Annotated in this window: 21 protein-coding genes; 5 read left to right on the forward strand and 16 right to left on the reverse strand. The window is 70.3% G+C overall.

Going from position 1 to position 21,386, the window contains the following annotated elements:
* Positions 1 to 204: 204 nt before the first annotated feature.
* On the forward strand, positions 205 to 567 hold the full coding sequence (locus tag EDD29_RS24930; RefSeq protein WP_148086086.1) for a hypothetical protein: 363 nt from the start codon (positions 205 to 207) through the stop codon (positions 565 to 567).
* Between the two features lie 195 nt (positions 568 to 762).
* On the opposite strand, the gene EDD29_RS24935 is transcribed toward EDD29_RS24930, so the two are convergent.
* Positions 763 to 2,316: an ABC transporter substrate-binding protein gene (locus EDD29_RS24935; protein ID WP_148086087.1), complete on the reverse strand. Its 1,554-nt coding sequence runs from the start codon at positions 2,314 to 2,316 to the stop codon at positions 763 to 765.
* Positions 2,317 to 2,579: 263 nt separating this feature from the next.
* Here EDD29_RS24935 and EDD29_RS24940 point away from each other — a divergent pair, with 263 nt between their 5' ends.
* Positions 2,580 to 3,140 carry a hypothetical protein gene (locus EDD29_RS24940; protein WP_123666738.1) on the forward strand — a complete coding sequence of 187 codons (561 nt, stop codon included), beginning with the start codon at positions 2,580 to 2,582 and terminating at the stop codon, positions 3,138 to 3,140.
* A gap of 60 nt (positions 3,141 to 3,200) precedes the next feature.
* On the opposite strand, the gene EDD29_RS24945 is transcribed toward EDD29_RS24940, so the two are convergent.
* From EDD29_RS24945 to EDD29_RS24970, 6 genes are read right to left on the reverse strand one after another with little or no spacing between them, the layout of a single operon-like run.
* Entirely contained in the window at positions 3,201 to 3,614 is a 414-nt protein-coding gene (locus tag EDD29_RS24945; RefSeq protein WP_123666739.1) for an SRPBCC family protein, read from the reverse strand.
* 34 nt (positions 3,615 to 3,648) lie between these two features.
* On the reverse strand, positions 3,649 to 4,557 hold the full coding sequence (locus EDD29_RS24950; RefSeq protein ID WP_123666740.1) for a TIGR03619 family F420-dependent LLM class oxidoreductase: 909 nt from the start codon (positions 4,555 to 4,557) through the stop codon (positions 3,649 to 3,651).
* Positions 4,554 to 5,552 carry an LLM class flavin-dependent oxidoreductase gene (locus EDD29_RS24955; protein ID WP_123666741.1) on the reverse strand — a complete coding sequence of 333 codons (999 nt, stop codon included), beginning with the start codon at positions 5,550 to 5,552 and terminating at the stop codon, positions 4,554 to 4,556. Before EDD29_RS24955 ends, EDD29_RS24950 begins: the two co-directional genes overlap by 4 nt.
* Positions 5,553 to 5,584: 32 nt before the next feature.
* Positions 5,585 to 6,772: an acyl-CoA dehydrogenase family protein gene (locus EDD29_RS24960; protein ID WP_123666742.1), complete on the reverse strand. Its 1,188-nt coding sequence runs from the start codon at positions 6,770 to 6,772 to the stop codon at positions 5,585 to 5,587.
* A 26-nt stretch (positions 6,773 to 6,798) separates the two neighbouring features.
* On the reverse strand, positions 6,799 to 7,989 hold the full coding sequence (locus tag EDD29_RS24965; protein ID WP_123666743.1) for an acyl-CoA dehydrogenase family protein: 1,191 nt from the start codon (positions 7,987 to 7,989) through the stop codon (positions 6,799 to 6,801).
* A 10-nt stretch (positions 7,990 to 7,999) separates the two neighbouring features.
* Entirely contained in the window at positions 8,000 to 9,115 is a 1,116-nt protein-coding gene (locus tag EDD29_RS24970) for an acyl-CoA dehydrogenase family protein (protein WP_123666744.1), read from the reverse strand.
* 117 nt (positions 9,116 to 9,232) lie between these two features.
* On the opposite strand from EDD29_RS24970, the gene EDD29_RS24975 reads away from it, so the two are divergent.
* The 3 genes from EDD29_RS24975 (at position 9,233) to EDD29_RS24985 (ending at position 12,520) form a co-directional block, all read left to right on the forward strand.
* Positions 9,233 to 10,012, forward strand: a complete 780-nt coding sequence (locus EDD29_RS24975) for an SDR family NAD(P)-dependent oxidoreductase (protein WP_123666745.1) — start codon at positions 9,233 to 9,235, stop codon at positions 10,010 to 10,012.
* 71 nt (positions 10,013 to 10,083) lie between these two features.
* Positions 10,084 to 10,884 carry a FadR/GntR family transcriptional regulator gene (locus tag EDD29_RS24980; protein ID WP_123666746.1) on the forward strand — a complete coding sequence of 267 codons (801 nt, stop codon included), beginning with the start codon at positions 10,084 to 10,086 and terminating at the stop codon, positions 10,882 to 10,884.
* 178 nt (positions 10,885 to 11,062) lie between these two features.
* Positions 11,063 to 12,520 carry an aldehyde dehydrogenase family protein gene (locus EDD29_RS24985; RefSeq protein ID WP_123666747.1) on the forward strand — a complete coding sequence of 486 codons (1,458 nt, stop codon included), beginning with the start codon at positions 11,063 to 11,065 and terminating at the stop codon, positions 12,518 to 12,520.
* A 59-nt stretch (positions 12,521 to 12,579) separates the two neighbouring features.
* On the opposite strand, the gene EDD29_RS24990 is transcribed toward EDD29_RS24985, so the two are convergent.
* From EDD29_RS24990 to EDD29_RS25030, 9 genes are all read right to left on the reverse strand, one after another.
* On the reverse strand, positions 12,580 to 13,785 hold the full coding sequence (locus EDD29_RS24990; protein ID WP_123666748.1) for a cytochrome P450: 1,206 nt from the start codon (positions 13,783 to 13,785) through the stop codon (positions 12,580 to 12,582).
* Between the two features lie 74 nt (positions 13,786 to 13,859).
* Positions 13,860 to 14,048, reverse strand: a complete 189-nt coding sequence (locus EDD29_RS24995) for a ferredoxin (RefSeq protein ID WP_123666749.1) — start codon at positions 14,046 to 14,048, stop codon at positions 13,860 to 13,862.
* 23 nt (positions 14,049 to 14,071) lie between these two features.
* On the reverse strand, positions 14,072 to 14,935 hold the full coding sequence (locus EDD29_RS25000; protein ID WP_123666750.1) for a mycofactocin-coupled SDR family oxidoreductase: 864 nt from the start codon (positions 14,933 to 14,935) through the stop codon (positions 14,072 to 14,074).
* A 139-nt stretch (positions 14,936 to 15,074) separates the two neighbouring features.
* Positions 15,075 to 15,812, reverse strand: coding sequence for a tyrosine-protein phosphatase (locus EDD29_RS25005; protein ID WP_123666751.1), 738 nt, complete (start codon positions 15,810 to 15,812; stop codon positions 15,075 to 15,077).
* Positions 15,813 to 15,859: 47 nt separating this feature from the next.
* Positions 15,860 to 17,425 carry an ABC transporter substrate-binding protein gene (locus EDD29_RS25010; protein WP_123666752.1) on the reverse strand — a complete coding sequence of 522 codons (1,566 nt, stop codon included), beginning with the start codon at positions 17,423 to 17,425 and terminating at the stop codon, positions 15,860 to 15,862.
* A 94-nt stretch (positions 17,426 to 17,519) separates the two neighbouring features.
* On the reverse strand, positions 17,520 to 18,428 hold the full coding sequence (locus EDD29_RS25015; RefSeq protein WP_123666753.1) for an ABC transporter permease: 909 nt from the start codon (positions 18,426 to 18,428) through the stop codon (positions 17,520 to 17,522).
* Between the two features lie 12 nt (positions 18,429 to 18,440).
* The gene (locus EDD29_RS25020; RefSeq protein ID WP_123666754.1) at positions 18,441 to 19,385 is read right to left on the reverse strand and encodes an ABC transporter permease; all 945 of its coding nucleotides are present in this window, start codon (positions 19,383 to 19,385) and stop codon (positions 18,441 to 18,443) included.
* Positions 19,386 to 19,395: 10 nt separating this feature from the next.
* Positions 19,396 to 20,253 (reverse strand): ABC transporter ATP-binding protein, encoded by an 858-nt coding sequence (locus tag EDD29_RS25025; RefSeq protein ID WP_123666755.1) that lies wholly within the window; start codon positions 20,251 to 20,253, stop codon positions 19,396 to 19,398.
* A complete protein-coding gene (locus EDD29_RS25030) occupies positions 20,250 to 21,275 on the reverse strand; it encodes an ABC transporter ATP-binding protein (RefSeq protein ID WP_123666756.1) in 1,026 nt (341 codons plus the stop codon). The genes EDD29_RS25025 and EDD29_RS25030 overlap by 4 nt, the downstream gene beginning before the upstream one ends.
* Positions 21,276 to 21,386 lie beyond the last annotated feature (111 nt).

Below are 21,386 nucleotides of genomic sequence, written 5' to 3' on the forward strand. Positions count from 1 at the left end.
CACGCGAATAGCCGAGATATCGCGACCCACTACGGCAAGGCTCCCGAGAACAGACGGGCCTCGCCGGTCACGCCATCCCCCGCCTTCCAGCACATCCCCGATGTACATTTCCTGTCGAATGTCAAGAACCACGCAGTTTCTCGGTAGGCGATTCATGCCGGTACTGACAAGAATTCGATGGCGAATGCGGCGCATAGTCGGCGGATGAGAAACCACCGCGTAGGCGCCGCCGCCGCCATGCTGGCCCTCACCGGAGTGCTGACGCTGAACGCCGCCCCGGCCCAAGCGGCGCCCGAGCCCGAGCGCAAGAGCACTTCCCAGGTCCGGGGGCCCGCGAAGCCCACCGAGGCGGAGCGCAACGAGATCATCGCCAAGCTCAGGAAGCTGAACGCCCCGGAAACCGCGATCACCGCCGTGAAGAGCGGCACGTACATCGGCTGGGACGATAAAGGGCCGTATCTGCATGGCTGGGCCCCCTACTGCGACATCCACCTCTTCATCCCCATCGAATGGATCTTCCTCATCCCAGGCGCCAGCATCGGCGGAAGCGGCTGCTGGACCTTCTAGTACGGGTCGAACCCGGTGGTGAAACACCCGATCTCATCACCGACGCGGCGGAACCCGTGCAGTATGGATACTCAGCGGTTCGGGGGCCGTCGGATATGGATCGAGGGGCGGGGCGCACGGATTCGGTGAGCGTTTCCGGGTGCGCGATTGGGCTTCCCGCCCAGGGGGCGTCCTGGGCGGGAGCCGTTCTTGGGGTCAGCCCAGGAGGCCTACCTTGCGGAGGTCGAAGGTGCCGGTGTAGTAGGAGGCGCCCATTTCGTCGGCGCCCACTACGGCGTCGCTGAACATCATCATGGTCGGCGGCTGGCACAGGTAGAGGTCGAAGGCTTCGCTGTTCGCGACGGCCGAGGCCTTCTCCAGGGACGCGGTGACGTCCGCTTCGGTCGCGTTGGGGTCGGAGGCCGCCTCAAGGCTCTCGGCGAACTCGGCGGGGACCTTGCCGGGGTACAGGCGCGGGCTCAGGTAGTTCGACGACAGCGTGACGATCGGCGTCGCGTTCGCGAGGCGGTACTGCAGGTAGCTGTCGTATCCGTTCTTGGTGTAGAGCGCGGCGATCTGGGAGATGTCCTGCGGGTCGATCGTGACCTTCACCCCGACCTCGGCGAGCTGGGCCTGGAGGGCGGTCGCGATCGAGCTCTCCGGGGACAGGCCTGACCCGAACAGCAGGTCGATGGAGAAGCCGTCGGCGTGACCCGCCTCGGCGAGGAGCGCCTTGGCCTTGGCCGGGTCGTAGGCGTAGTCGACGGGCGGGGTCGCGAGGTGGCCGGGGACGCCCTCGGGCAGGGGCTGGACGTTGGTCTTGCAGTAGCCGCCGAGCAGGGACTTGTTGATCGCCTCGCGGTCGATGGCGTAGTTGAGCGCCTGGCGCACCTTGACGTCGTCGAGCGGGGGCTTGCTCCCGTTGAGGAAAAGGGCGAAGGAGCTGCCGGGGGGATAGGCGAAGGTCTTGAAGCCCTCGCCCAGGGCGTCGGCCTTCGCGGCCATGCCCACGTGGTCGAAGGCGAGGTCGATCTGGCCTGAGCGGAGGGCGTTGAGACGGGCGTTGTCGTCCGTCATGGCGAGGAGCCTGAGCGTCTTCGCTCGGCCGTCCTCGGGGTTCCAGTAGCCGTCGCGGCGCTGGAAGACGGCCAGCTCGCCGAGCTTCAGCTCGGTCAGCTCGTAGGGGCCCGAGCCGACGGGGCGCACGTCGAGATCGGCGTTGCCGAGCGCCTTGGGCGAGACGATCGAGGCCGCCGTGCCGGCGAGCAGGTAGGGGAGTTCCGCGGCCTTGCGCTTGGTGTGGATCCGGACCGCGAGCGGCCCGGTGACCTCGACCGACTCCATCGAGACGAACCGGTGCGCGACGGTCGACTCCGGATCGAACGCCGCACGGTCGAGGCTCGCCTTCACGGCCGCCGCGTCCAGGGCGGCGCCGTCGGAGAACGTCACCCCTTCGCGGAGCCGGAAGTCGATGGACAGGCCGTCCTCGGCGAACGTCCACGAGGTGGCGAGCATCGGTTCGAGCTCCAGCCCGGGGTCGATCTTGGTGAGCCGGTCGTAGACCAGCGACGCGTAGGTGAACTGCGCGACGTCGCTGCCGCCCTTGTGCGGGTCGATCGGCAGCGCCGGCACGTTGATGCCGACCCTCAGTTCGGCCGACCGGTCGACCTCCCCGGTCCGCGGCGCGGCGGTGCCGCCTCCCCCGCAGGCCGACACCAGCAGGCTCAGCGCGACCGCCACCGCACCGAACCGTCTCTTCCGGATACCCAAGGCACAGTCCTCTCTCAGCACAGCCGCACCGCACGGCTGTGTCACACCTCACATCATTGCGGGTTACTGAGGGAATTCATATACCTAATTAGCCTCTATCTCTTCCAGCCTTCCCGAGACCCCACACGCGCTGGAGGCCCCACCACCACTCCACGAACAGGCCGTCGTCAATAGCCGCCCGCTTCTGATCGTTATGCACCGTGGCATCCGACCGTGCGAAGCTCGGCGGTAGCCCTCATCCACCTCTAGCCCCTGGAGACCCGATGGCCCCCGTATTCGTACGGCGCGCGTTCGCCCTGGGCGTGCTCCTCGCAACGGTCGTCCCGGCGATCCCCGCCGAAGCGCGGGAGGCCACCGGCTGTGTGGTGGGCAAGTGGCGATTGGTCTCCGTCAAGGGCTATTACCGTTCCGACGACGGTGACCGTATCGACCGGTCCGGCGCATCGGGCGTCCGGTTGACCATCGGCAAGAAGAAGGCCTTCTTCACGTTCACCGGATCCAAGCCGCTCATGTTCCACGGAACCTTCGCCGCTACGGGACCGACCTCTTGGAAGGTCGTGTACCGGGGCAAGCTTCAGATCGGGGTGTCCTCGACGGCGAAGCTCCTGTCCTTCAAGGACACGTCCGCACGTGGGAACGCCACTTCGACGTCCGACGGTGACACCACCCCACTCGCCGGTGAACTCCGCAAAGGGGTTCGCGAGTACCTCGTCCCCGACGGATCCCGCTACACCTGCACGAAGCAGCGCCTCGTCACCAAGGTGAAGCTGAACATGCTCGGCGTCCGCACCGGCGACACGCTCACTTTCCGTCGAATCCCCTGATCTGAGGCATCCTGCTGCGGTGCGCTTCTGCCGTCGTCGCCGACACACCGGCCGCATGGGCTAGCGTCGGGTGCCCGGAGCGAAGGTGTTGATGGCGGTCACGAGTTCGGCGAAGAGGGTGTCGTAGGTGTCGGCGCGGTCTTCGGCTAGGTGGTCGGGGAGGAGGTCGGTGACCCATATGAGGCGGGTTCGGCCGTTTGCTTCGGCCTCGATGCGCATCTCCGCGTGGTGGTGTTCCGCGCCGTTGAGGCCCGGGACTGTGTAGGTCGCGCGGCGGCGCTCTGGATCGACGGTCACGTTTCGCTCCCATAGCTCCGTGCCGTCGTGCAGGGTGACTACGCGGTACTCGCCCTCCTGCCGCTCGGCGCGGCACATGGAGAACACGTGTACCTCCGACCGCGTGTAGCGGTCCAGGAAGTCCCAGGCCTCGTCGGCCGTGACGTCGAGGTGGGCGGATCTGTGGATGGATCCCATCGGCGGTTCCCTTCGGTCTCTTGTCGCGCGCCGGTCAGGGGAGGAAAGCCTCGGCGTAGGTGTGGAGGGCGTCGACCGTGCGCTGCACGGTGTCGCCGGGTGGGCGGACGACGAAGGCGTCGACGCCCGCGTCGGTGAGGCGGCCGAGGTGGTCGCGATGCTCCTCCACGGAGCCGCCGCGTAGCAGGAAGCCGGTCTGCGGGGTGTGCGCCTGGATCGTGAGGGCCGAGCCGTCGCCGTGGTGGGCGGCCGCCTTCTCCCGTACCTCCGCGATCCTCGCGGCGAGCTCCTCGATCGTGCCGATTCCGGCGGTCCGGGAGGCCTTTGCGGCCTCCGGGCTCACGAGAAGGGGGCTCCAGCCCTGGTTGAGGGCCGCGCGGGCGCGGGCTCGCGCGCTGTTGCCGCCGATCAGGACGGGCGGGCCGCCCGCCTGGGCCGGCAGGGGCAGGGAGGCGGTGTTCCGGGCGCTGAAGTGGCCGCCTTCGTGGGAGAACGGGGCTCCGGACCACGCCGCGCGCATCAGCTCCAGGCCCTCGTCGAAGAGTTCGTTGCGACGCTCCAGGTCGGTGTTCAGCGCGAGGAACTCCGAGCGGAGGTAGCCGGTTCCGGCGACGACGGTCACCCGGCCGTCCGAGAGGAGGTCGACCGTGCTGAGCGCCTTCGCGGCGAGGAGCGGGTGGTGGTAGGGCAGGACGAGCAGATAGGTCATCAGCCGCACCCGCGTGGTCACCGCGGCGCAGAAGGCCAGCGCCGAGGTCTGGTCGAGCGACTCGTGCCCGCCCGTCTCGACCCATTTGTGGGGCGGGGCGGGATGCTCGCTGAACGCGAGCGCGTCGAAGCCGAGTTCCTCGACGGTCCGGGCGACCCGGGTCATCCCGGGCGCGCCCACGAGGGCCGGGTCGTACCCGACGGTGTGCAGGGGATAGTCGACGGTGAACCTCATGCGGGCTCCCCCGTCCCGTCGCCGAGCAGAGCGAGGCTCGCCTGCGCGTAACGCCGGCCGCGGCGCTCGCTCACCAGGAACGAGGGCGGCGCGAGAAAGGCGATGTCGCGGGGCAGGGAGTCCCCCCGGCGCGCGAGTGCGGCACGTCCGTCGGCGGTCGAGCCGTAAACGGCGACCGCGTCGAGCATGTCGTCGGTGACGGCCCTGCCCATCGCGGCGAAGTCCCGCCGGGCGAACGCCTCGCGGATCTCTGCTACCTGGGCCGTCCACCCGTGGTGCTCGACGTACGGGTCGTAGGTCTTCACCGTCAGGTAGAAGGCGATCATCCGGCGGGCGTCCTCGGCGGCCCGTTCCGGGTCCGCGTCGTCGATCGCGGTGATCACCCAGCCGTGCTCCAGCGGCGCCCTGTCGTGCTCGGCTTCGGCGGCGCCCTTCTCCAGCGCGGGCCGGACCACGTCGTCCCACCAGGTCCGGGTGAACAGGCCGTGGCCGATCACGCCGTCGGAGACCCTGGCCGCTGCCGCCGCCATCCCCTTGTTGAACCCGGCGAGGAGGACGGGCGCGTCGATGCGGCCCAGGACGGGCGCGCCCACCGTCGCGTCGATCCGGTAGAACTCGCCCTCGTAGCGGACGGGAGCGCCGTTCTCGGCGTGCAGCCAGGCGCGGATCGCGCCGACGAGGTCGGACATCCGCGCCACCGGCCGGTCCGCCTCCACGCCGAACCAGTCGCGGTTGATCCGGAAGGCGCCGGAGCCCAGGCCGAGGAAGACCCGGCCCTCGGCGTGCCGCCAGGCGCTGCGGATCCCCGCGGCGTGCGCGTACGGGGTGCGCGCGAACGCGTAGGCGATGCCCGGCCCTATCTCGGCCCGCTCCGTGCAGATCGCCATCTCGGCCAGCATCGAGTACGCCTCGTGGTCGACGAACTCGCCGCTGCAGAACGCGCTGATGCCCGCCTGCTCGGCGGCGCGCGCCACTTCCGCGCCCCGCCAGGGCATGCCGTACCCTCGCGGGCCCCGCGCCACCGCCGTCATCGCTTGTCCCGGGGAAGTCCGAGGGCGCGCTCGGCGACGACGGTCTTGAGCACCTCGTTCGCCCCTCCGGCGATCGTGTACGCACGGGAGTAGAGGAACGCGTCCTGCCACCACCCGTCCGCGTACGCGTGCGGGTCCCCTTCCACCGCGAGGCCGTCGACGCCCTGGAGTTCGACGCCGAGCTCGGCGGCGGCCAGGTTCACCTCGCTGTAGAAGACCTTGGCCAGCGGCGCGTCGGCGGCGTCCTCCGTGCCGCCCACGATCCGCGACTTGACGGCCTTGCTCATCATGTCCGTGACGTGCACCCGGGTCGCGAGCCGCCCGAGGCGCTGCCTCGTCGCGGCGTCCTCCAGGGCGGGACGCCCGCGGACCGTCGTCCGCCGGGCCAGCTCCACGAGGTCGTCGAGCTGGGCGTAGAGCTCCACCGCCCGCGCGCCGACGCCGCTGCGCTCGTGGCCGAGGCTGACGTTGGCGACGCGCCAGCCGTCGTCGACCTTGCCGATCACCTGGTCCGCGGGGATGCGCACGTTCTCCAGGAAGACCTCGTTGAAGTCGTTCGTCCCGGTGATCTCACGCAGGGGCCGCACGTCGATGCCCGGCGTGCGCATGTCGACGACGAAGGCGGTGATGCCCGCCTGCTTGGCGGTGTCCTGGTTCGTGCGCGCCAGCAGGTAGCCCATGTCGGCGTGGTGGCCGTTGGTCGTCCACACCTTCTGGCCGTCCACCACGTAGTGGTCGCCTTCGAGCCGGGCCTTGGTGCGCAGGGCGGCGAGGTCGCTGCCCGCCTCCGGCTCGCTGAACATCTGGCACCACAGGTCGGCGCCGGACCTGATCCGCGGAAGGAAGCGCGCCTTCTGCTCCGGCGTGCCGAACGCGAGGAGCGCTCCGGAAGCCAGGGCGCCCGCTCCGATCTCGCCCCACGCGCGGGCGCGCGCGAGTTCCTCGGCGACGATGAACCCGTGCTCGGGGCGGGCTTCGGGACGTCCGCCGTGCTCCACCGGCCAGCTCTGCCCCAGGTAGCCGGCCGCGTAGAGCCGCGCGATCCAGGCCCGGATCGCCGGCACCTGGTCCGGTTCGGGTGCCCGCACTCCGGTGTGCGGGCGGATGCCGGGCGAGTGCTCGGCGACGAAGGCCCGGACCTCGGCCCGGTAGGCCTCCAGTTCAGGGCTGAACTCGAACTTCATGCTCTTCTTCTCCTCTTCGGTGCCGGTCAGCGCGGGGGCATCGCCGGGTCGTGCGGCAGGCCCAGCACCTGTTCGGCGATGGTGTTCAGCTGGATCTCCCGGGTGCCCGCGCCGATCGTCGAGGCGCGGGTCCGCAGGAACCCGTGGAGCCAGCGCGACCGCTGCACCGACTGCGCCGCCGACTTGCCGAGCAGCGCAGCGGGGCCGAGCAGGTCGAGCGCGAACTCGTGGATCTCCTGCTCGAACGCGCTGATGAGCAGGCGGGAGACGGAGGAGGCGGCTCCGGGCTCTCCCTTGGCGAGAATGTCGGAGATGATCCGCTGCGCGTTGTAGCGGATGATGCGGACCTGGATCTCCAGGTCGGTGAACCGGGCGCGGACCAGGGGGTCGGCGAGCAGGCCGCGCTCGCGGGCGAGGTCCTCCAGCTCCGTCAGCACCCTGCGGTACAGGGCCGCCTGGTTCATGGCGCCCGCGGCACGTTCGTGCCCCAGGCTCGTGCGGACGAGGGGCCAGCCCTCGTTCTCCTCGCCGATCCGGTCCGCCACCGGCACCCGCACGTCGTCGAAGTAGACCTCGGCGAAGGCGTGGCCGCCGGTCAGGTCGCGCAGCGGCCGGACCTGCACGCCCCGCGCGCGGGCGTCGACGACGAGATAGGTGATGCCCTTCTGCCTGCTCTGCGGGGTCCCGGTGCGGACGAGGGTGAAGAACAGGTCGGCGTCGCCGGCGTGCGTCGTCCAGACCTTCTGGCCGTTCACGACGTACTCGTCGCCGTCCCTGCGGGCCGTGGTCCGCAGGGACGGCAGGTCGGAGCCCGCGCCCGGCTCCGAGTACCCCTGCGCCCAGACCTTGTCGCCCCGCAGCATCGGGCCCAGCCAGCGGTCCCGCTGCTCCCGGGTGCCGTACTTGATGATCGTCGGGGCGACGATGCCCAGACCGGTGCCCAGCGGCCCCGGGACCCGCGCGCGGGCGAGTTCCTCCTGGTAGATCACCTGGTGGGCGAACGACAGCTCCATCCCGCCGAACTCGCGGGGCCAGCCCGGACCGGCGTAGCCGTGGTCGAACATCGTCGCCAGCCAGCGCCTGTTCCAGGCGAACCGCTCGGCGGGGTCCTTCGGCGCCCGGCCCGGGTGGTGGTCGGTGAAGAAGGCGCGCAGCCTCGTCCGGAACTCCTCGCCGGTCTCCGCGGGCGCGGGGTTCGCGCGTTCCTGAAGGGTCATCGTCCCGTCCTCAGATCTCGACCAGGTCGGCGAACCTGGCGCGCTGCCGCGCCGGGGTGCCGAACAGCAGCTCCGACGACTTCGCGCGCCGGAGGAAGAGGTGGGCGTCGTGCTCCCAGGTGTAGCCGATGCCTCCGTGGATCTGGATGCACTCCTTGGCGGCATGCGTGAACACCTCCGAGCAGTACGCCTTGGCCAGGGCCGCCGCCGCCGCGCCCTCGGCGCCGGGCTCGGCGACGGCGAAGCCCGCGTGGTAGGCGGCCGACCGGCCCGCCTCGATCTCGATCAGCAGGCCGGCGCACTTGTGCTTGACCGCCTGGAACGAGCCGATCGGCCTGCCGAACTGCTCGCGGACCTTGGCGTACTCGACGGCGAGTTCGAGGCAGCGCGCCGCTCCCCCGATCTGCTCCGCGGCCAGGGACGCCAGTACGAGGTCGCGGACCCGCGGCAGCCATCCGCCGGAGGGCCGGTCTCCGCCGACGCGGATCGCCGGCGCCGCGTCGAGGACGACCTCGGCCATGCCCCTGGTCAGGTCCAGCGACTCGAGCTCGGTGCGCACGACCCCGGCGGCGTCGCCCTCGACCCCGAACAGGCCGATGCCGTCCTCGGCCCGTGCCACGACGAGCAGCAGGTCGGCGGTGTGCCCGTCGAGGACGAAGAGCTTGGTCCCGGTCAGCGCCCAGCCGTCCCCGGCCGGCTCCGCGATCGTCGCGATCTCCGTGCGGGCGCCGGTTCCGCCGTGCTCGGCGACGGCGAGGGTGGCGGTGAGCGAACCGTCCGCGATGCCCGGGAGCCAGCGCCGCCTGGCCTCCTCGTCGTCCGACGCGGTCAGGGTCTGCCCGGCGAGGGCGACGGTGGAGAAGTACGGCGCGACCAGCAGGACGCGTCCCATCTCCTCCAGGACGATCCCCAGTTCCGTCGGGCCGAAGCCGGATCCGCCGTACTCCTCCGGGATCGCGATCCCCTGGAGGCCGAGCTGCCCGGCCATCTGGAACCAGACCTCGTCGTCGCGGCCGAGCCCGTCCCGGATCAGCCGCCGGACCTCGTGGCTCGGAGACCGCGCCTGAAGGAACCGGCGGACGAGTTCCCGCAGGTGCTCGTGGTCCTCGGTGAAGCCGATGCTCATCACGGGCCCTCTCCTGATGTCGCTCCGAAGGGAGCCTAACATCCGTATAGTGAACTCATTCAACTCTAATGATAGAGTGATGATTACACACTGATTCATCGCGAAAGAAGAAGAGCCATGGACATCAGAGACGCGGTGGCCCTCGTCGCGGGTGGCGGAGGCGGGTTCGGCGGCGCGACCGTCCGGCGCCTGCACGCCGCCGGCGCGAAGGTCGTCATCTGCGACCTCGACGAGGCCAAGGGCAAGACCGTCGCGGACGAACTCGGCGACGGAGCGGTCTTCGTCCAGACCGATGTCACCGACGAGGACAGCGTCCGGTCCGCGATCGACACCGCCGCCGGACTCGGCCCGCTGCGCATCGCCGTCGTCGCGCACGGCGGACGCGGCGGCCCGCGGACCCTGGACCGGGAGAGCCGGCCGGCCCCTCAGGCGTCCTTCACCAAGCCGATCGACCTCTTCCTGGGCGCCACCTACAACATCGACCGACTGGCCGCCGCCGCGATGGCCCGCACCGAGCCCCTGGAGCACGGCGAGCGGGGCGTCATCATCAACACGGCCTCGATCGCCGCCTTCGACGGCACCATCGGCCAGGCCGCGTACGCCGCCGCCAAGGGCGGGATCACCGCCATGACGCTGCCGCTCGCCCGAGACCTCGCACCCGTCGGGATCCGGGTGGTCACCATCGCCCCGGGCACGTTCCTCACGCCCGCCTTCGGCGACGCGGACCCCGTGCAGCTCGACGCGTACTGGGGCGCGGCGGTGCCATTCCCCAAGCGGATGGGGCGCGCCGAGGAATACGCGCAACTCGCGCAGCACATCGCGGAGAACGTCTACCTCAACGGTGAGACCATCCGCCTCGACGGTGCGTTGCGTTTCACACCCAAGGGAGGCGGCTGACCGACAATTGCCGGTGGAAACAGCATGATAGGTTTGATGATTGAAGACAATGACGAGCGAGGATGCCCATCATGAGTGTGACGAGCGGCTCAGGCCGGCAGGTCGGTACGGTACTTCGCGCGCCCAAGACCGCTGAACTGATCGCGACTCACCTTCGTCGCCAGATCGTCCGGGGCGAACTCAAGCCGGGCAAGACCCTTCCTCCAGAGATCCAGCTCATGGAGCAGTTCGGCGTCTCGCGTCCGACACTTCGTGAGGCCTTCCGCATCCTGGAGGCGGAGACGCTCATCAACGTCCGCCGGGGCAGCCGCGGCGGAGCCCAGGTCATGGCTCCCGACATCTCGGTCGCCGCCCGGTACATCGGCGTGATCCTCCAGGTGGAGGGCACCACGATCGACGACGTCTACCAGGCCCGGATGGTCTCCGAGCCCGCCTGCGCCCGGCTCCTCGCCGAGAACCGCACCGACGAGGTCATCGCCGACCTCTCGCGGGTGGTCGAGGCGCTGGAGGCCGAGGTCGACGCGCAGGAGACCTTCGTTCCCGACCCCGACGTCTGGTCCAGCCTGACCTATCGTTTCCACGAGCTCATCCTGCAGAACTGCGGCAACAGGACCCTCGCCCTGCAGGGGGCGGTCCTCCAGGACATCGTCGCCACCCACCTCCGGACCCGCATCGCCTCGGGCTACGGGGAGCACGACACCCCTGAGCGCTTCCAGCGCGCCATTCGCTCTTACCGGAAGTTCATCCGCCTGATCACCGAAAAGGACGCCGAGGGGGCCGAAGAGCTGTGGCGCTCCCACATGGAGGCCGCGGCCCAGTACCTCCTCAAGGATGATCTCAGGACGAAGCCGGTCGTTGATCTTTTCTCCTGACCAAATAGCCATAAATCGCCCTAAATAGCACGTCACTCACCAGAGGTGACGCGCAAGGTCTTTTCGGCTGCCCTCAGCCGCCCCCTTGAAACGTTCCCGTGCGCTCGGCCTATTTCGGCCTGCCCGGAATCGGGTTCGAGCACGCCGGGACATTCTCTGATCGAACAAGGATCTCGGCATGCTGACCTACCCCCTGTACATCGATGGAAAGTGGTGCCGGAGCGACGGCGACGCCGTCCTCACCGTGCTGAACCCGGCGACCGAAGAGGTCATCGGCTCCGTTCCCGAGGCCACCGTCTCGGACGTGGACCGGGCGGTCGCCGCCGCGCGGCGGGCGTTCGACGAAGGACCGTGGCCCCGGCTCGGCGTCCGGGAGCGTTCCGCGGCGATGCTCCGGTTCGCCGACGCGCTGGACCGGCGCGCCGACGCGCTCAAGGAACTCGCCGTCCGGGAGGCCGGGTCCACCCGCGCGCTCGCCGACACGCTCCAGGTCGCCGTTCCCCTTCACCATTTCCGTGACATGGCCGAGCGGGTGATGCTCCAGTTCCCGTTCGAGAAGCCCATGCCGCCCACGATCGGCCCGGCCATCTCCCAGGGCGTGGTCCGCCGCGAGCCCTACGGCGTCGCCGCGCTCATCTCGGCCTACAACTTCCCGCTGTTCCTCAACATCCTGAAGCTCGCGCCCGCGCTCGCCGCGGGATGCACCGTGGTCCTCAAGCCGGCGCCGACCACTCCCCTTGAGGCCTTCGTCCTCGGCGAGATCGCGGACGAGGCCGGCCTGCCCCCCGGCGTGCTCAACATCGTCACCGGCGACGCCGCGGCAGGGCAGGCCCTCACGAGCCACCCGGGCGTGGACATCGTCAGCTTCACCGGCTCCGACACCGTCGGCAGGCTGGTCTACGCCCAGGCCGCGCCGACCCTGAAGAAGGTGGTCCTGGAGCTGGGCGGCAAATCCGCCAACATCATCCGCGAGGACGCCGACCTGACGCGCGCGGTGCGGAGCACGATCGTGGGCATGACCACGCACGCCGGACAGGGCTGCTCCCTGCTGACGCGGACCCTGGTCCACGAGTCCCGGGCGGCGGAACTCGTCGGCCTGATGACCGAAGCCCTCGATCAGGTGACCGTCGGAGATCCGGCCGACCCCGCGACCACGATGGGACCCCTGATCAGCGCGGCGCAGCGGGCGAAGGTCGAGGGCCTGATCCGGTCCGGACGCGACGAGGGCGCCCGCCTCGCCTTCGGCGGCGGCCGGCCCGCGGGGCTCGACCGGGGCTTCTTCGTGGAACCGACCCTCTTCGTCGACGTCGGCAACCGGATGACCGTCGCGCAGAAGGAGTTCTTCGGCCCCGTCGGCGTCGTCATCCCCTTCAAGGACGACGACGAGGCGGTCCGCCTGGCCAACGACAGCGAGTTCGGGCTCGGCGGCGGTGTCTGGTCGGCCGACCCGGCCGACGCCTACCGCCTGGCCACCCGCCTCCGCACCGGCACGGTCTCCATCAACGGCGGCGGGAACCCCACCAGCCCGCACACCGCGTTCGGCGGCTACAAGCAGAGCGGCCTCGGCCTGGAGCGCGGCGAGTACGGCCTCGACGAGTTCCTGCTCTCCAAGAGCATCATCTGGAGTGCCCGCTGAGACGACCGAACCCGGGTGCCGCGTGCGGCACCCGGGTTCTCTCCTGCGCGGTGGACCGCTCAGGCCCGCTGGGCGTCCCAGACCAGCGGGACGGTGTTGAGCCCGGAGCTGCGGCCGAACTCGACGATCTCCGCGCCCTCCCCGAGACGGTATTCGGGGATCGTCTTGTGCCACTCCTCCAACGCGATCCGCAGTTCGCGCCGGGCGAGGTGCGAGCCCAGGCAGCGGTGGGGTCCCGCGCCGAAGGCGAGATGGTTGTTCGGGGTCCGGTCGAGCCTGATCTCGGTGGGGTCCTCGAACGCGGCCCCGTCCCGGCTGGACATCTTGAGGGGCAGCTGCACCATGGAGCCCGCGGCGATGGGGCAGCCCGCCACCTCGATGTCCTTCGTGACCTTGCGGGAGGGGATGACGAACGCGGTGGCCCGCAGCAGTTCCTCGATCGCGGAGGGGATCAGCGCCGGGTCGTCGACGATCCGCTGCCGGTCCTCCTGATGGGTGGCGAAGTGGTGGAAGAAGTAGCCGAGGGCCGCGGCGACGGTGTCGAGTCCGGCCATGAACATGAACTGGCAGTACGACTGGAGTTCGTCGTCGGTCACCGGCCGGCCGTCGACCTCGAACGCGAGGGCCTGCGTGATCAGGTCGTCCTGGGGGTTCACCCGCCGGTCCTCGATCAGCGTGAGGAAGTACGCCCGCACCGCCTGCATCGCCGCCAGACGGCGCCGCGTCACCTCCTCCGGGTCGCCGAGCGAGTGGTTGAGGTCGTCCTCCCACCGCATGAACTGGTCGACGTCCTTCTCGGGAAGGCCCATCAGCTTGAGGAAGATCGCGGTGGGGAATCGGAGGGCGAAGTCCTCGACCAGATCGCAGGAACCGGCGGCCGCGATGGAGTCGATGATCTCCCGGGCCGTGGCGCGCACGCTGTCGTCGAGCTTCTCGATGGCCCGGGGGGAGAAGAACGGGCCGAGCTCGCGCCGCCACTGGCGGTGCTCGTCGCCGCCGATCATGTGCGGAATCCACTTGTAGGTGGGGTTCGGCTCCAGCACCGTGACCGCCTCGGTGGAGAAGGTCTCGTGGTCCTGGTAGGCGGCGAGGATGTCCTCGTGCCGGGTGAGGACGTAATAGCCCTGCGCGAAGGTGTTCTTGATGACCGGCGCCTCCGCCTGCAGCTCGTCATAGAACTGCGTCCACTCCCCCATGGGGCGGAGCTCCAGCGGCGAGTAGGTGTGGACGGGGCAGCCCGCGGTGTTCTCTTGAGTGGGACTCATGTTTCGCTCCATGCGTGAGGTGGGGAGGTGAGGAACGAGCGCCGTCTACGCGCCCCCGACGCGCGGCGCCTGCGCTACTCCAGGCGGATGGCGCGTTCCGGGCAGGCGGCGGAGGCCTTGCGCGCGGCCTCCTCCGCACCCTGCGGCACCTCGAACTCGGCCCTGAGCGCGTACGCCATGTCGTCGATCTGGAACAGCTCGGGATCCTTGTCGTAGCACCGGGCATGCCCTGAGCATTTGGCCAGGTCGATGAGGACCTTCATCGCGTTTCCTCTCGTTCTGCGGATCAGGAACCGGCGAGCGCCGGCTTGTGCGGGATCGCCGCGCCCGCGTCGATCGTCATCTGCAGGCCGGTGACGTACTGGGCGTCGTCGGAGGCGAGGAAGACGACCGCCTTGCTGATGTCCTCCGGCTCCACCCACGGGACGGGCATCTTCTGGTTGAGGTAGAACGCCTGCACCGCCTCGTCGCGCGTGGGCTCCGCGAGGTCGGGTCGGAAGACCCGGTACATCGGGGCGCTGTGCAGCATGTCGGTGTTGCAGTTGCACGGGTGGATCGCGTTCGCCCGGATCGAGACCGGCGCCAACTGCAGGGCCAGGTCGTGCATGTAGCGCGCCACGCCCTTCTTCGCGTGGGAGTAGCCCGCGCCGCCCGGACCGTGCGCCGGGTTGTCCGTGGCGCCCTTGGTCATCGCCGCCACCGAGCCCGTCGCGATGATCGACGCGCCGGAGACCAGGTGGGGGTAGGCGGCGCTCACGGTGTTGATGACGCCCACCAGGTCGACGTCCACGGCGTCGATGAACGCCTGCGGCGGAAGGCCCCCGCCGAGCGGGCAGATGCCGGCGTTGGCGACGACGACGTCCAGCCGTCCGAATGCGCGCACGCCCTCGTCGATCGCCGCGCGCAGCTGCGAGGCCTCCCGCACGTCGGCGAGCGCGGTGTGGCAGCGGCGCCCGTGCTTCTCGACGGAGCTCTTCGTCTCTTCGAGATCGGCCGGCGTCGCGAGCGGGTACTCGTTGGTCTCGATGTCCGCGCAGATGTCGAGGGCGATGATGTCCGCGCCCTCCGCCGCCAACGCCAGCGCATGGCTGCGGCCCTGCCCTCGGGCCGCCCCGGTGATCACCGCGACCCTGCCGTCGAGTTTGCCCATGTCGGCTCCCTGGATCCGTCGGTCGGTTGGCCCCGCCATACCCGCACCGTAAAGAACAATTAGTTAACTAATGAGATTGAATACTAATATGACCGCGATCACATGGTCAAGGGATCAGCCGTTCCGGTGAGCGCCGCGCCTACCCCGCGAACCGGTCCCGCCACCGCTCGACGAGCCGCTCGGAGACGCCGTGCCGGACGAGCCAGCCGCCCGCCCCTCCCGGGTGCGACTCGAACACCTCGACGACCCTCGCGATGGCGTCCTCGGGCGTGCGGTCCCAGTGCGAGGGCAGCGGTCTGCTCCGCTCGGTCCGCAGCCCCTTGGCGAGCCATCGACGCTCCAGCGCGGGCATGTTGGCGGCGCTCGCCCGGTAGTCGGCGACCACGGCGTCCGCCGCCACCCCGGCGGCGAGCAGCAGCGCCGCCGTGACGATCCCCGTCCGGTCCTTGCCCGCGGCGCAGCAGACCAGGACCGGGCCGTCGTGGCCCATCACCGCCGCGACCGCCCCGGCCACCCGCTCGGGCACCGACCGGACGATGAAGGAGTAGATCTCCCCCAGGTCGCCCCGCCCCCGGATGTTCTCCGGCATCATCGCGGCGTGCACCGGATGCCGGAGGTGGGCCACCTCGGCCCCGCCCCAGGGCGGCCCGGCGCGGGCCACCTCGCGGTCTCCGCGCAGGTCGACGAGCGCCGCCGGAGGCCAGACGGGCAGGTCCGCGGGGACCGCGTCGCCGGGAAGCGGCGCGTCCCCGCGGTACAGCACCCCGGAGCGGGTGAGGCCGCCTCCCCGGAGGGCGAGCCCGCCGAGATCCCGGAGGTTGACCGGCGCGCCGGTCGAGTGCCGGATCGGACGGTCCGACGGGACGGTGGTCGACATCGTCTTTGCTCCTCAGGTGGTCCCGGACGGCCTCGCCCTCCGATGGGTCAGTCCTTCGTCACGCTGACGGCCCGCAGGTCGAGCACGCCCGTGTAGTACGCGACGCCCATGTCCTTCGCGCCGACGACCTTGTCGTTGTAGGCGATCTGGGTCGGCAGGTCGCAGATGAAGACGTCCAGCGCCTGCTCGTTCGCGACCGACGAGAACTTCTCCAGTGCCGCGGTGACGTCGGCCTCGGGCGCCGTCGGGTCGGAGGCCGCCGCGATGCTCTCGGTCAGTTCCGCCGGCACGGGGCCGGGGAAGTAGCGCTTGTTCAGGAAGTTCGTCGACAGCGTCGAGATCGGCGTCGCGCTGCCGAGCCGGGTCGTCATGAGGCTGTCGTAGTCGTCCTGGCTGTAGAGCGTCGCGAACTGCCCGGGGTCGACCTCGCGGATGTCGGCCTTGACCCCGACCTCGGCCAGCTGCGCCTGGAGCGCGGTGGTGATCTCGGTCTGCGGCTGGAGGCCGGAGCCGATGAGGATGTCCATCTCGAAGCCGTCGGGGTGCCCTGCCTCGGCGAGAAGCCGCTTGGCCTTCGCCAGATCACGGCCGTAGGGCGCCGCCGGGTTCTTCAGGTAGCCCCGGGTCCCCGCGGTGAGCGGCTGCACGCCCGGCGCGCAGTAGCCGTTCAGCAGACCTTCGTTGATGGCGGGCCGGTCCACCGCGTAGTTGAGCGCCTGGCGGACCTTGGGGTCGTCCAGCGGCTCGTTGCCGGTGTTGAGGAGCAGGGCGTAGGTCGCACCCGCCGGATAGCTGTAGAAGTCGAAGCCCGATCCGAGCTTGGACGTCAGGTTCGCCTGGCCGAGCTTGGAGGCGATCAGGTCGACCTGTCCCGAGCGCAGCGCGTTGAGCCGCGCGTTGTCGTCGGTCAGGCCGACGATCTTGATCGTCTCGACCTTGGCGTCGTCGGGGTTCCAGTAGCCGTCCCTGCGCTGGAAGGTCGCCGCCTCCCCGAGCTTCAGGTCGGTGAGCACGTAAGGTCCCGAGCCGACCGGCTTCACGTCGAGGTCGGGGTTCTGCAGCGCCTTCGGGGAGATGATCGACGCCCCGGTGCCGGCCAGCAGGTAGGGCAGGTCGGCCGCCTTGCGGTTGGTGCGGATCCTGACCGTGGACGCGTCGACGGCCTCCACCGAGTCGACCATGGTGAACTTGGGCGCGACCGTGGATTCCGGATCCTTGAACGCCCGGTCCAGGCTCGCCTTCACCGCCGCCGCGTCGAGGGCGGCGCCGTCGCTGAAGGTCACCCCTGCGCGCAGCTTGAAGTCGACCGCCATGCCGTCGGCGGCGAACTCCCACGATTCGGCGAGCATCGGCGCGAGCTTGAGGCCCGGCTCGATCCTGGTCAGCCGGTCGTAGACCAGGGACGAGTAGCTGAACTGCGCGACGTCGCTGGGCGCCTTGTGCGGGTCCATCGGGGGCGCCGCGATCGTGTAGCCGACGTTCAGCACGCCGTTCGGGTCGGCCGTCCCGTCCCCTGCGGAGCCGCCGTCCGTGCCGCCGCCGCAGGCGGCCAGCGAGAGCAGCAGCGCCGCGGCGGCGGCGATCCCGCCGAATCGCTCGCTTGTTCTTCTCATGAGAGTCCTCTTATCCAGAGCGCCCGTATCGGGCGGGGTGTCGGCTCCGTCGCGGTGGACACTAGTAGCTTACTGAACGAAATCATATATCTCTTTAAGATTTTTCCTGGTCGGACCTGGAACGACCGCCGCCCTGGCCTTCGAGCGCGTCGCGCAGGGCGTCGCCGAGGGTGGAGAAGGAGAGGATCGTCAGCGCGACCATGACGGTCGGGGCCGCGAGCGAGTACGGCGAGTCGTAGATGTGGTCGAACGCGTCGCGCAGCAGCGTGCCCCAGCTCGACTGGGGAGCCTGGACGCCCAGGCCCAGGAAGCTCAGGCTCGCCTCCGCGATCACGATGACGCCCGCCGCGAAGCTGATCTGGACGAGCAGCGGCGAGCCGGCGTTGGGCAGCACATGCCGCCAGAGGATGCGCCACGGGGAACAGCCCAGCGAGCGGCACGCCTCGATGTAGGTCTCCGACGAGACCGACTGCGCCGCCCCGCGCGCCAGCCGGAACTGGGGCGGCGCCAGCACGATGCCGAGCGCGAGCATGGCGTTGGTCAGTCCCGGGCCGAGGATGCCGACGATGGCGATCGCCAGGATGAGCGGCGGCAGCGCGAGGATCGCGTCCGAGACCCGGCTCAGCACGGCGTCGACCGCACCGCCCGCGTATCCCGCGAGCAGGCCGAGCGGGACCCCCAGGACCGACGCCAGCACCAGGGCCTCCAGCACGGCGAGCAGCGTCACCCTGGTCGACGAGACCAGGCGGCTGAACAGGTCCCGGCCGAAGTTGTCCGTGCCCAGCCAGTGGTCGCCGGACGGTCCCTGCAACTGCAGCGCCAGGTTCTGGCGGTCCGGATCGTGCGTGGCGATCCACGGCGCGAACAGCGCGACGAGCGCGAGCACCAGGAGGAAGGCCGCGGCGGCGGCCGCGGCCCGGTCGGTCATCAGGTGCCGCAGCACACGCCCGCGCGGCGCCCGGGGCTTGCGGAGGGCGGGGGCCTCCGCGCTCTTGAGCTTCATTGATCCGTCCCATCAGGCTCTGAGTCGGGGGTTGAAGAATCCGTAGGACAGGTCGGTCAGGATGTTGACCACCACGACGATCAGCGCGCTGGTCAGCACCACGCCGAGGATCATGGGCAGGTCCCGCTGGATCACGGCGTTGACCGCGAGGGCGCCGAATCCCGGCATCGCGAAGACGAACTCCACGGTGACGCTGCCCGCGAGCAGCCGGTTGACCTGGAGGCCCAGCACCGTCGCGATCGGCACGCCCGCGTTCTTCAGGGCGTGCTTGAGGAGCACCGAGCGCTCATGGACCCCCTTCGCCCGGACTGTGCGGATGTAGTCCTTGCTCTGGGCATCGACGAGCGCGCCCCTGGTCTGGCGGGCCAGTTCCGCGACCGGGATGGCCGCGACCGCGATGGCCGGGAGGACGAGGTTGCGCAGCCAGCCGCCCAGGCCGCCCTCGGACAGCGGTACGTAGCCCGTCGCGGGCAGCGCGCCGAGGTTGACCGCGAACAGCAGCACCAGGACCAGGCCGACGACGAACGGGGGCAGCGCCATGGCGAGCGAGGCGAACGCGCTGAGCAGCCGGTCGACGGCGGAGCCCGGGCGGCGGGCCGCGAAGATGCCCAGCGGCAGGCCGATGACGACCACGAGGAGCAGCGCGGCGAGACCGAGCGAGGCGGTGACCGGGAGCCGCTCCAGCACGGTGTCGGTGACCGACTGGGAGCTGAAGAGCGACTGGCCGAGGTCTCCGTGCACGGCCGAGGTGAGCCAGTCCCAGTAGCGGAGCAGCACCGGCTGGTCGAGGCCGAGCCGTCCGCGGAGCTCGGCGATCTGCTCGGCGGAGGCGTTCTCCCCCGCGAGGGTCGCGGCGGCGTCGCCCGGCATCAGGTCGAGCAGCAGGAACACCAGCAGGCTGATGGCGAGAAGGAGCGGCACGGCGCTGACGAGCCGGCGCACGGCGAGCATCAACATGACGCCTCCGTCAGGTGAGGTGGGGGTGGGTCACGGCATCGTCGGCGCCCGCGGACCCGGGCCAGCGGGACACCCGCGTCGGTCGCGGCTCGGGGATGGCCGACAGCAGTTTGCGGGTGTAGGCGTGCGCGGGTTCGGCGAAGATCTCCTCGGCCGTCCCCGTCTCGACGATCGCGCCCTGCGACATCACCGCGACGCGGTGCGCGAGGAAGCGGACGAGCGAGAGGTCGTGCGAGATGAACAGATAGCTCAGGCCGCGCTCGGCCTGGAGGTCGAGCAGCAGGTTCAGCACCTGCGCCTGGATCGAGACGTCCAGCGCGGCGACCGGCTCGTCGCAGACGATGAACTCCGGGTCCGTGGCCAGCGCGCGCGCTATCGCGATGCGCTGCAACTGGCCGCCGGAGAACTCCCGCGGGTAGCGGTCCAGGTGGTCCGCGCGCATGCCGACCCTCTGGAGCAGGTCGAGGACGCGGTGTTCCAGCTCGGCGCCCTTGAGCCCCTTGTGCAGGCGGAGCGGCTCGGCGACGGCCGCGCCGACCGTCATCCGCGGGTCGAGCGAGCTGAACGGGTCCTGGAAGATCATCTGCATGTGGCTGCGCATCGAGCGCATGCCGCGCCCGGACAGCTCGCGCAGGTCCTGCCCGTCGTAGCGGATCGCCCCGGTGTCGGCCTCGACCAGCCGGAGCACCAGCCGCCCGACCGTCGACTTGCCCGCGCCGCTCTCGCCCACGATGCCGAGCGTCTCCCCGCGTCCGATCTCGAAGGAGACGTCCTTGACCGCGTCGAAGTACCGGGCCGGACGGCCGGGCATTCCTCTTCGGACCCGGTATCTCTTGCCGAGCAGTTCGGCCTGCAAAAGGGCGCTCATTCCTCGATTCCCTTCAGGGTGATCTCGTCGCCGCGCACGCAGCGCACCGAGCGGCCCCGCTCGTCGGGCGTCAGGGTGACGGGGCCGCTTTCGCACGGCTCGGCGTGCACGTGGCCGCAGCGGGGGGCGAACCGGCAGCCGACGGGCCAGTCGGCCGGGGCGGGCACGATGCCGGGGATGGCGCGCAGCCGCCCGTTCTTGGGCGTCGTCTCCGGGACCGCGGCGAGCAGGCCCTCGGTGTACGGGTGCCCGGGACGCCGGAAGAGGCGCTCCATCGGGGTCGACTCGACGACCTGCCCGGCGTACATGACGTTGACCCAGTCGCACATCTGGGCGACCACGCCCAGGTCGTGCGTGATGAACAGGATCGAGACGTCGAGCTCGGCCTGGAGTTCGTTCATCAGGTCGAGCATGTCCTTCTGCACCGTGACGTCCAGGGCCGTGGTCGGCTCGTCCGCGATCAGCAGTTCCGGCTTGCAGGCCAGTGCGATCGCGAGCATGACCCGCTGGCACATGCCGCCGCTGAACTCGTGCGGATAGGCGCGGGCCCTGCGCCCGGCGTCGGCGATCCCGACCCGGTCGAGGAGGGCGACGGCCTTCTCGCCGGCGGCCCTGCGGCCGGGGCGCTCATGCCGGCGCAGCACCTCGGCGATCTGGTCTCCCACGGTGAAGGCCGGGTCCAGGCTGCGGCGCGGCTCCTGGAAGACCATCGCCATCCGCGCCCCGCGGATGTCGGAGAGCTCCCGGGCGCCCATGCCGACGAGCTCCCGCCCGGACAGCCGGATCGACCCGGTGACCCTGGCCGTCTCCTTCGGGAGCAGCCCCATCACGGCAAGGGAGGTCACCGTCTTCCCCGAGCCCGACTCGCCGACGAGGCCGACCGTGGTTCCCCGGGGGATCGTCAGGTCGACGTCCTCCACCACCCGGATCGGCCCGTCGGGCGTCGCGAACTCCACGTTCAGCCCGCTGACCTCGAGGACCGGTGGCGCCTTGGCCGACGGTCCCGATTCCGCAATCGGCATAATCGAAACTCCCATTCAATCATTTCAGTCGTAAGATCTACCTGTTTCCACAGGGCATGCGACCGCACCGCACCGGAGACCGGCGCGGGCGCCGCCGGCGCACCGGCGCGG

Origin of the sequence: Actinocorallia herbida (assembly GCF_003751225.1) — a bacterium.
Lineage (GTDB): Bacteria > Actinomycetota > Actinomycetes > Streptosporangiales > Streptosporangiaceae > Actinocorallia > Actinocorallia herbida.

What these genes read in the sequence shown, in the direction of transcription:
- EDD29_RS24930 (WP_148086086.1), top strand. Translation starts at nt 205, where the DNA reads ATGAGAAACCACCGCGTAGGCGCCGCCGCCGCCATGCTGGCCCTCACC.
- EDD29_RS24940 (WP_123666738.1), top strand. Translation starts at nt 2,580, where the DNA reads ATGGCCCCCGTATTCGTACGGCGCGCGTTCGCCCTGGGCGTGCTCCTC.
- EDD29_RS24945 (WP_123666739.1), bottom strand. Translation starts at nt 3,614, where the DNA reads ATGGGATCCATCCACAGATCCGCCCACCTCGACGTCACGGCCGACGAG.
- EDD29_RS24950 (WP_123666740.1), bottom strand. Translation starts at nt 4,557, where the DNA reads ATGAGGTTCACCGTCGACTATCCCCTGCACACCGTCGGGTACGACCCG.
- EDD29_RS24955 (WP_123666741.1), bottom strand. Translation starts at nt 5,552, where the DNA reads ATGCCCTGGCGGGGCGCGGAAGTGGCGCGCGCCGCCGAGCAGGCGGGC.
- EDD29_RS24960 (WP_123666742.1), bottom strand. Translation starts at nt 6,772, where the DNA reads ATGAAGTTCGAGTTCAGCCCTGAACTGGAGGCCTACCGGGCCGAGGTC.
- EDD29_RS24965 (WP_123666743.1), bottom strand. Translation starts at nt 7,989, where the DNA reads ATGACCCTTCAGGAACGCGCGAACCCCGCGCCCGCGGAGACCGGCGAG.
- EDD29_RS24970 (WP_123666744.1), bottom strand. Translation starts at nt 9,115, where the DNA reads ATGAGCATCGGCTTCACCGAGGACCACGAGCACCTGCGGGAACTCGTC.
- EDD29_RS24975 (WP_123666745.1), top strand. Translation starts at nt 9,233, where the DNA reads ATGGACATCAGAGACGCGGTGGCCCTCGTCGCGGGTGGCGGAGGCGGG.
- EDD29_RS24980 (WP_123666746.1), top strand. Translation starts at nt 10,084, where the DNA reads ATGAGTGTGACGAGCGGCTCAGGCCGGCAGGTCGGTACGGTACTTCGC.
- EDD29_RS24985 (WP_123666747.1), top strand. Translation starts at nt 11,063, where the DNA reads ATGCTGACCTACCCCCTGTACATCGATGGAAAGTGGTGCCGGAGCGAC.
- EDD29_RS24990 (WP_123666748.1), bottom strand. Translation starts at nt 13,785, where the DNA reads ATGAGTCCCACTCAAGAGAACACCGCGGGCTGCCCCGTCCACACCTAC.
- EDD29_RS24995 (WP_123666749.1), bottom strand. Translation starts at nt 14,048, where the DNA reads ATGAAGGTCCTCATCGACCTGGCCAAATGCTCAGGGCATGCCCGGTGC.
- EDD29_RS25000 (WP_123666750.1), bottom strand. Translation starts at nt 14,935, where the DNA reads ATGGGCAAACTCGACGGCAGGGTCGCGGTGATCACCGGGGCGGCCCGA.
- EDD29_RS25005 (WP_123666751.1), bottom strand. Translation starts at nt 15,812, where the DNA reads ATGTCGACCACCGTCCCGTCGGACCGTCCGATCCGGCACTCGACCGGC.
- EDD29_RS25010 (WP_123666752.1), bottom strand. Translation starts at nt 17,425, where the DNA reads ATGAGAAGAACAAGCGAGCGATTCGGCGGGATCGCCGCCGCCGCGGCG.
- EDD29_RS25015 (WP_123666753.1), bottom strand. Translation starts at nt 18,428, where the DNA reads ATGAAGCTCAAGAGCGCGGAGGCCCCCGCCCTCCGCAAGCCCCGGGCG.
- EDD29_RS25020 (WP_123666754.1), bottom strand. Translation starts at nt 19,385, where the DNA reads ATGTTGATGCTCGCCGTGCGCCGGCTCGTCAGCGCCGTGCCGCTCCTT.
- EDD29_RS25025 (WP_123666755.1), bottom strand. Translation starts at nt 20,253, where the DNA reads ATGAGCGCCCTTTTGCAGGCCGAACTGCTCGGCAAGAGATACCGGGTC.
- EDD29_RS25030 (WP_123666756.1), bottom strand. Translation starts at nt 21,275, where the DNA reads ATGCCGATTGCGGAATCGGGACCGTCGGCCAAGGCGCCACCGGTCCTC.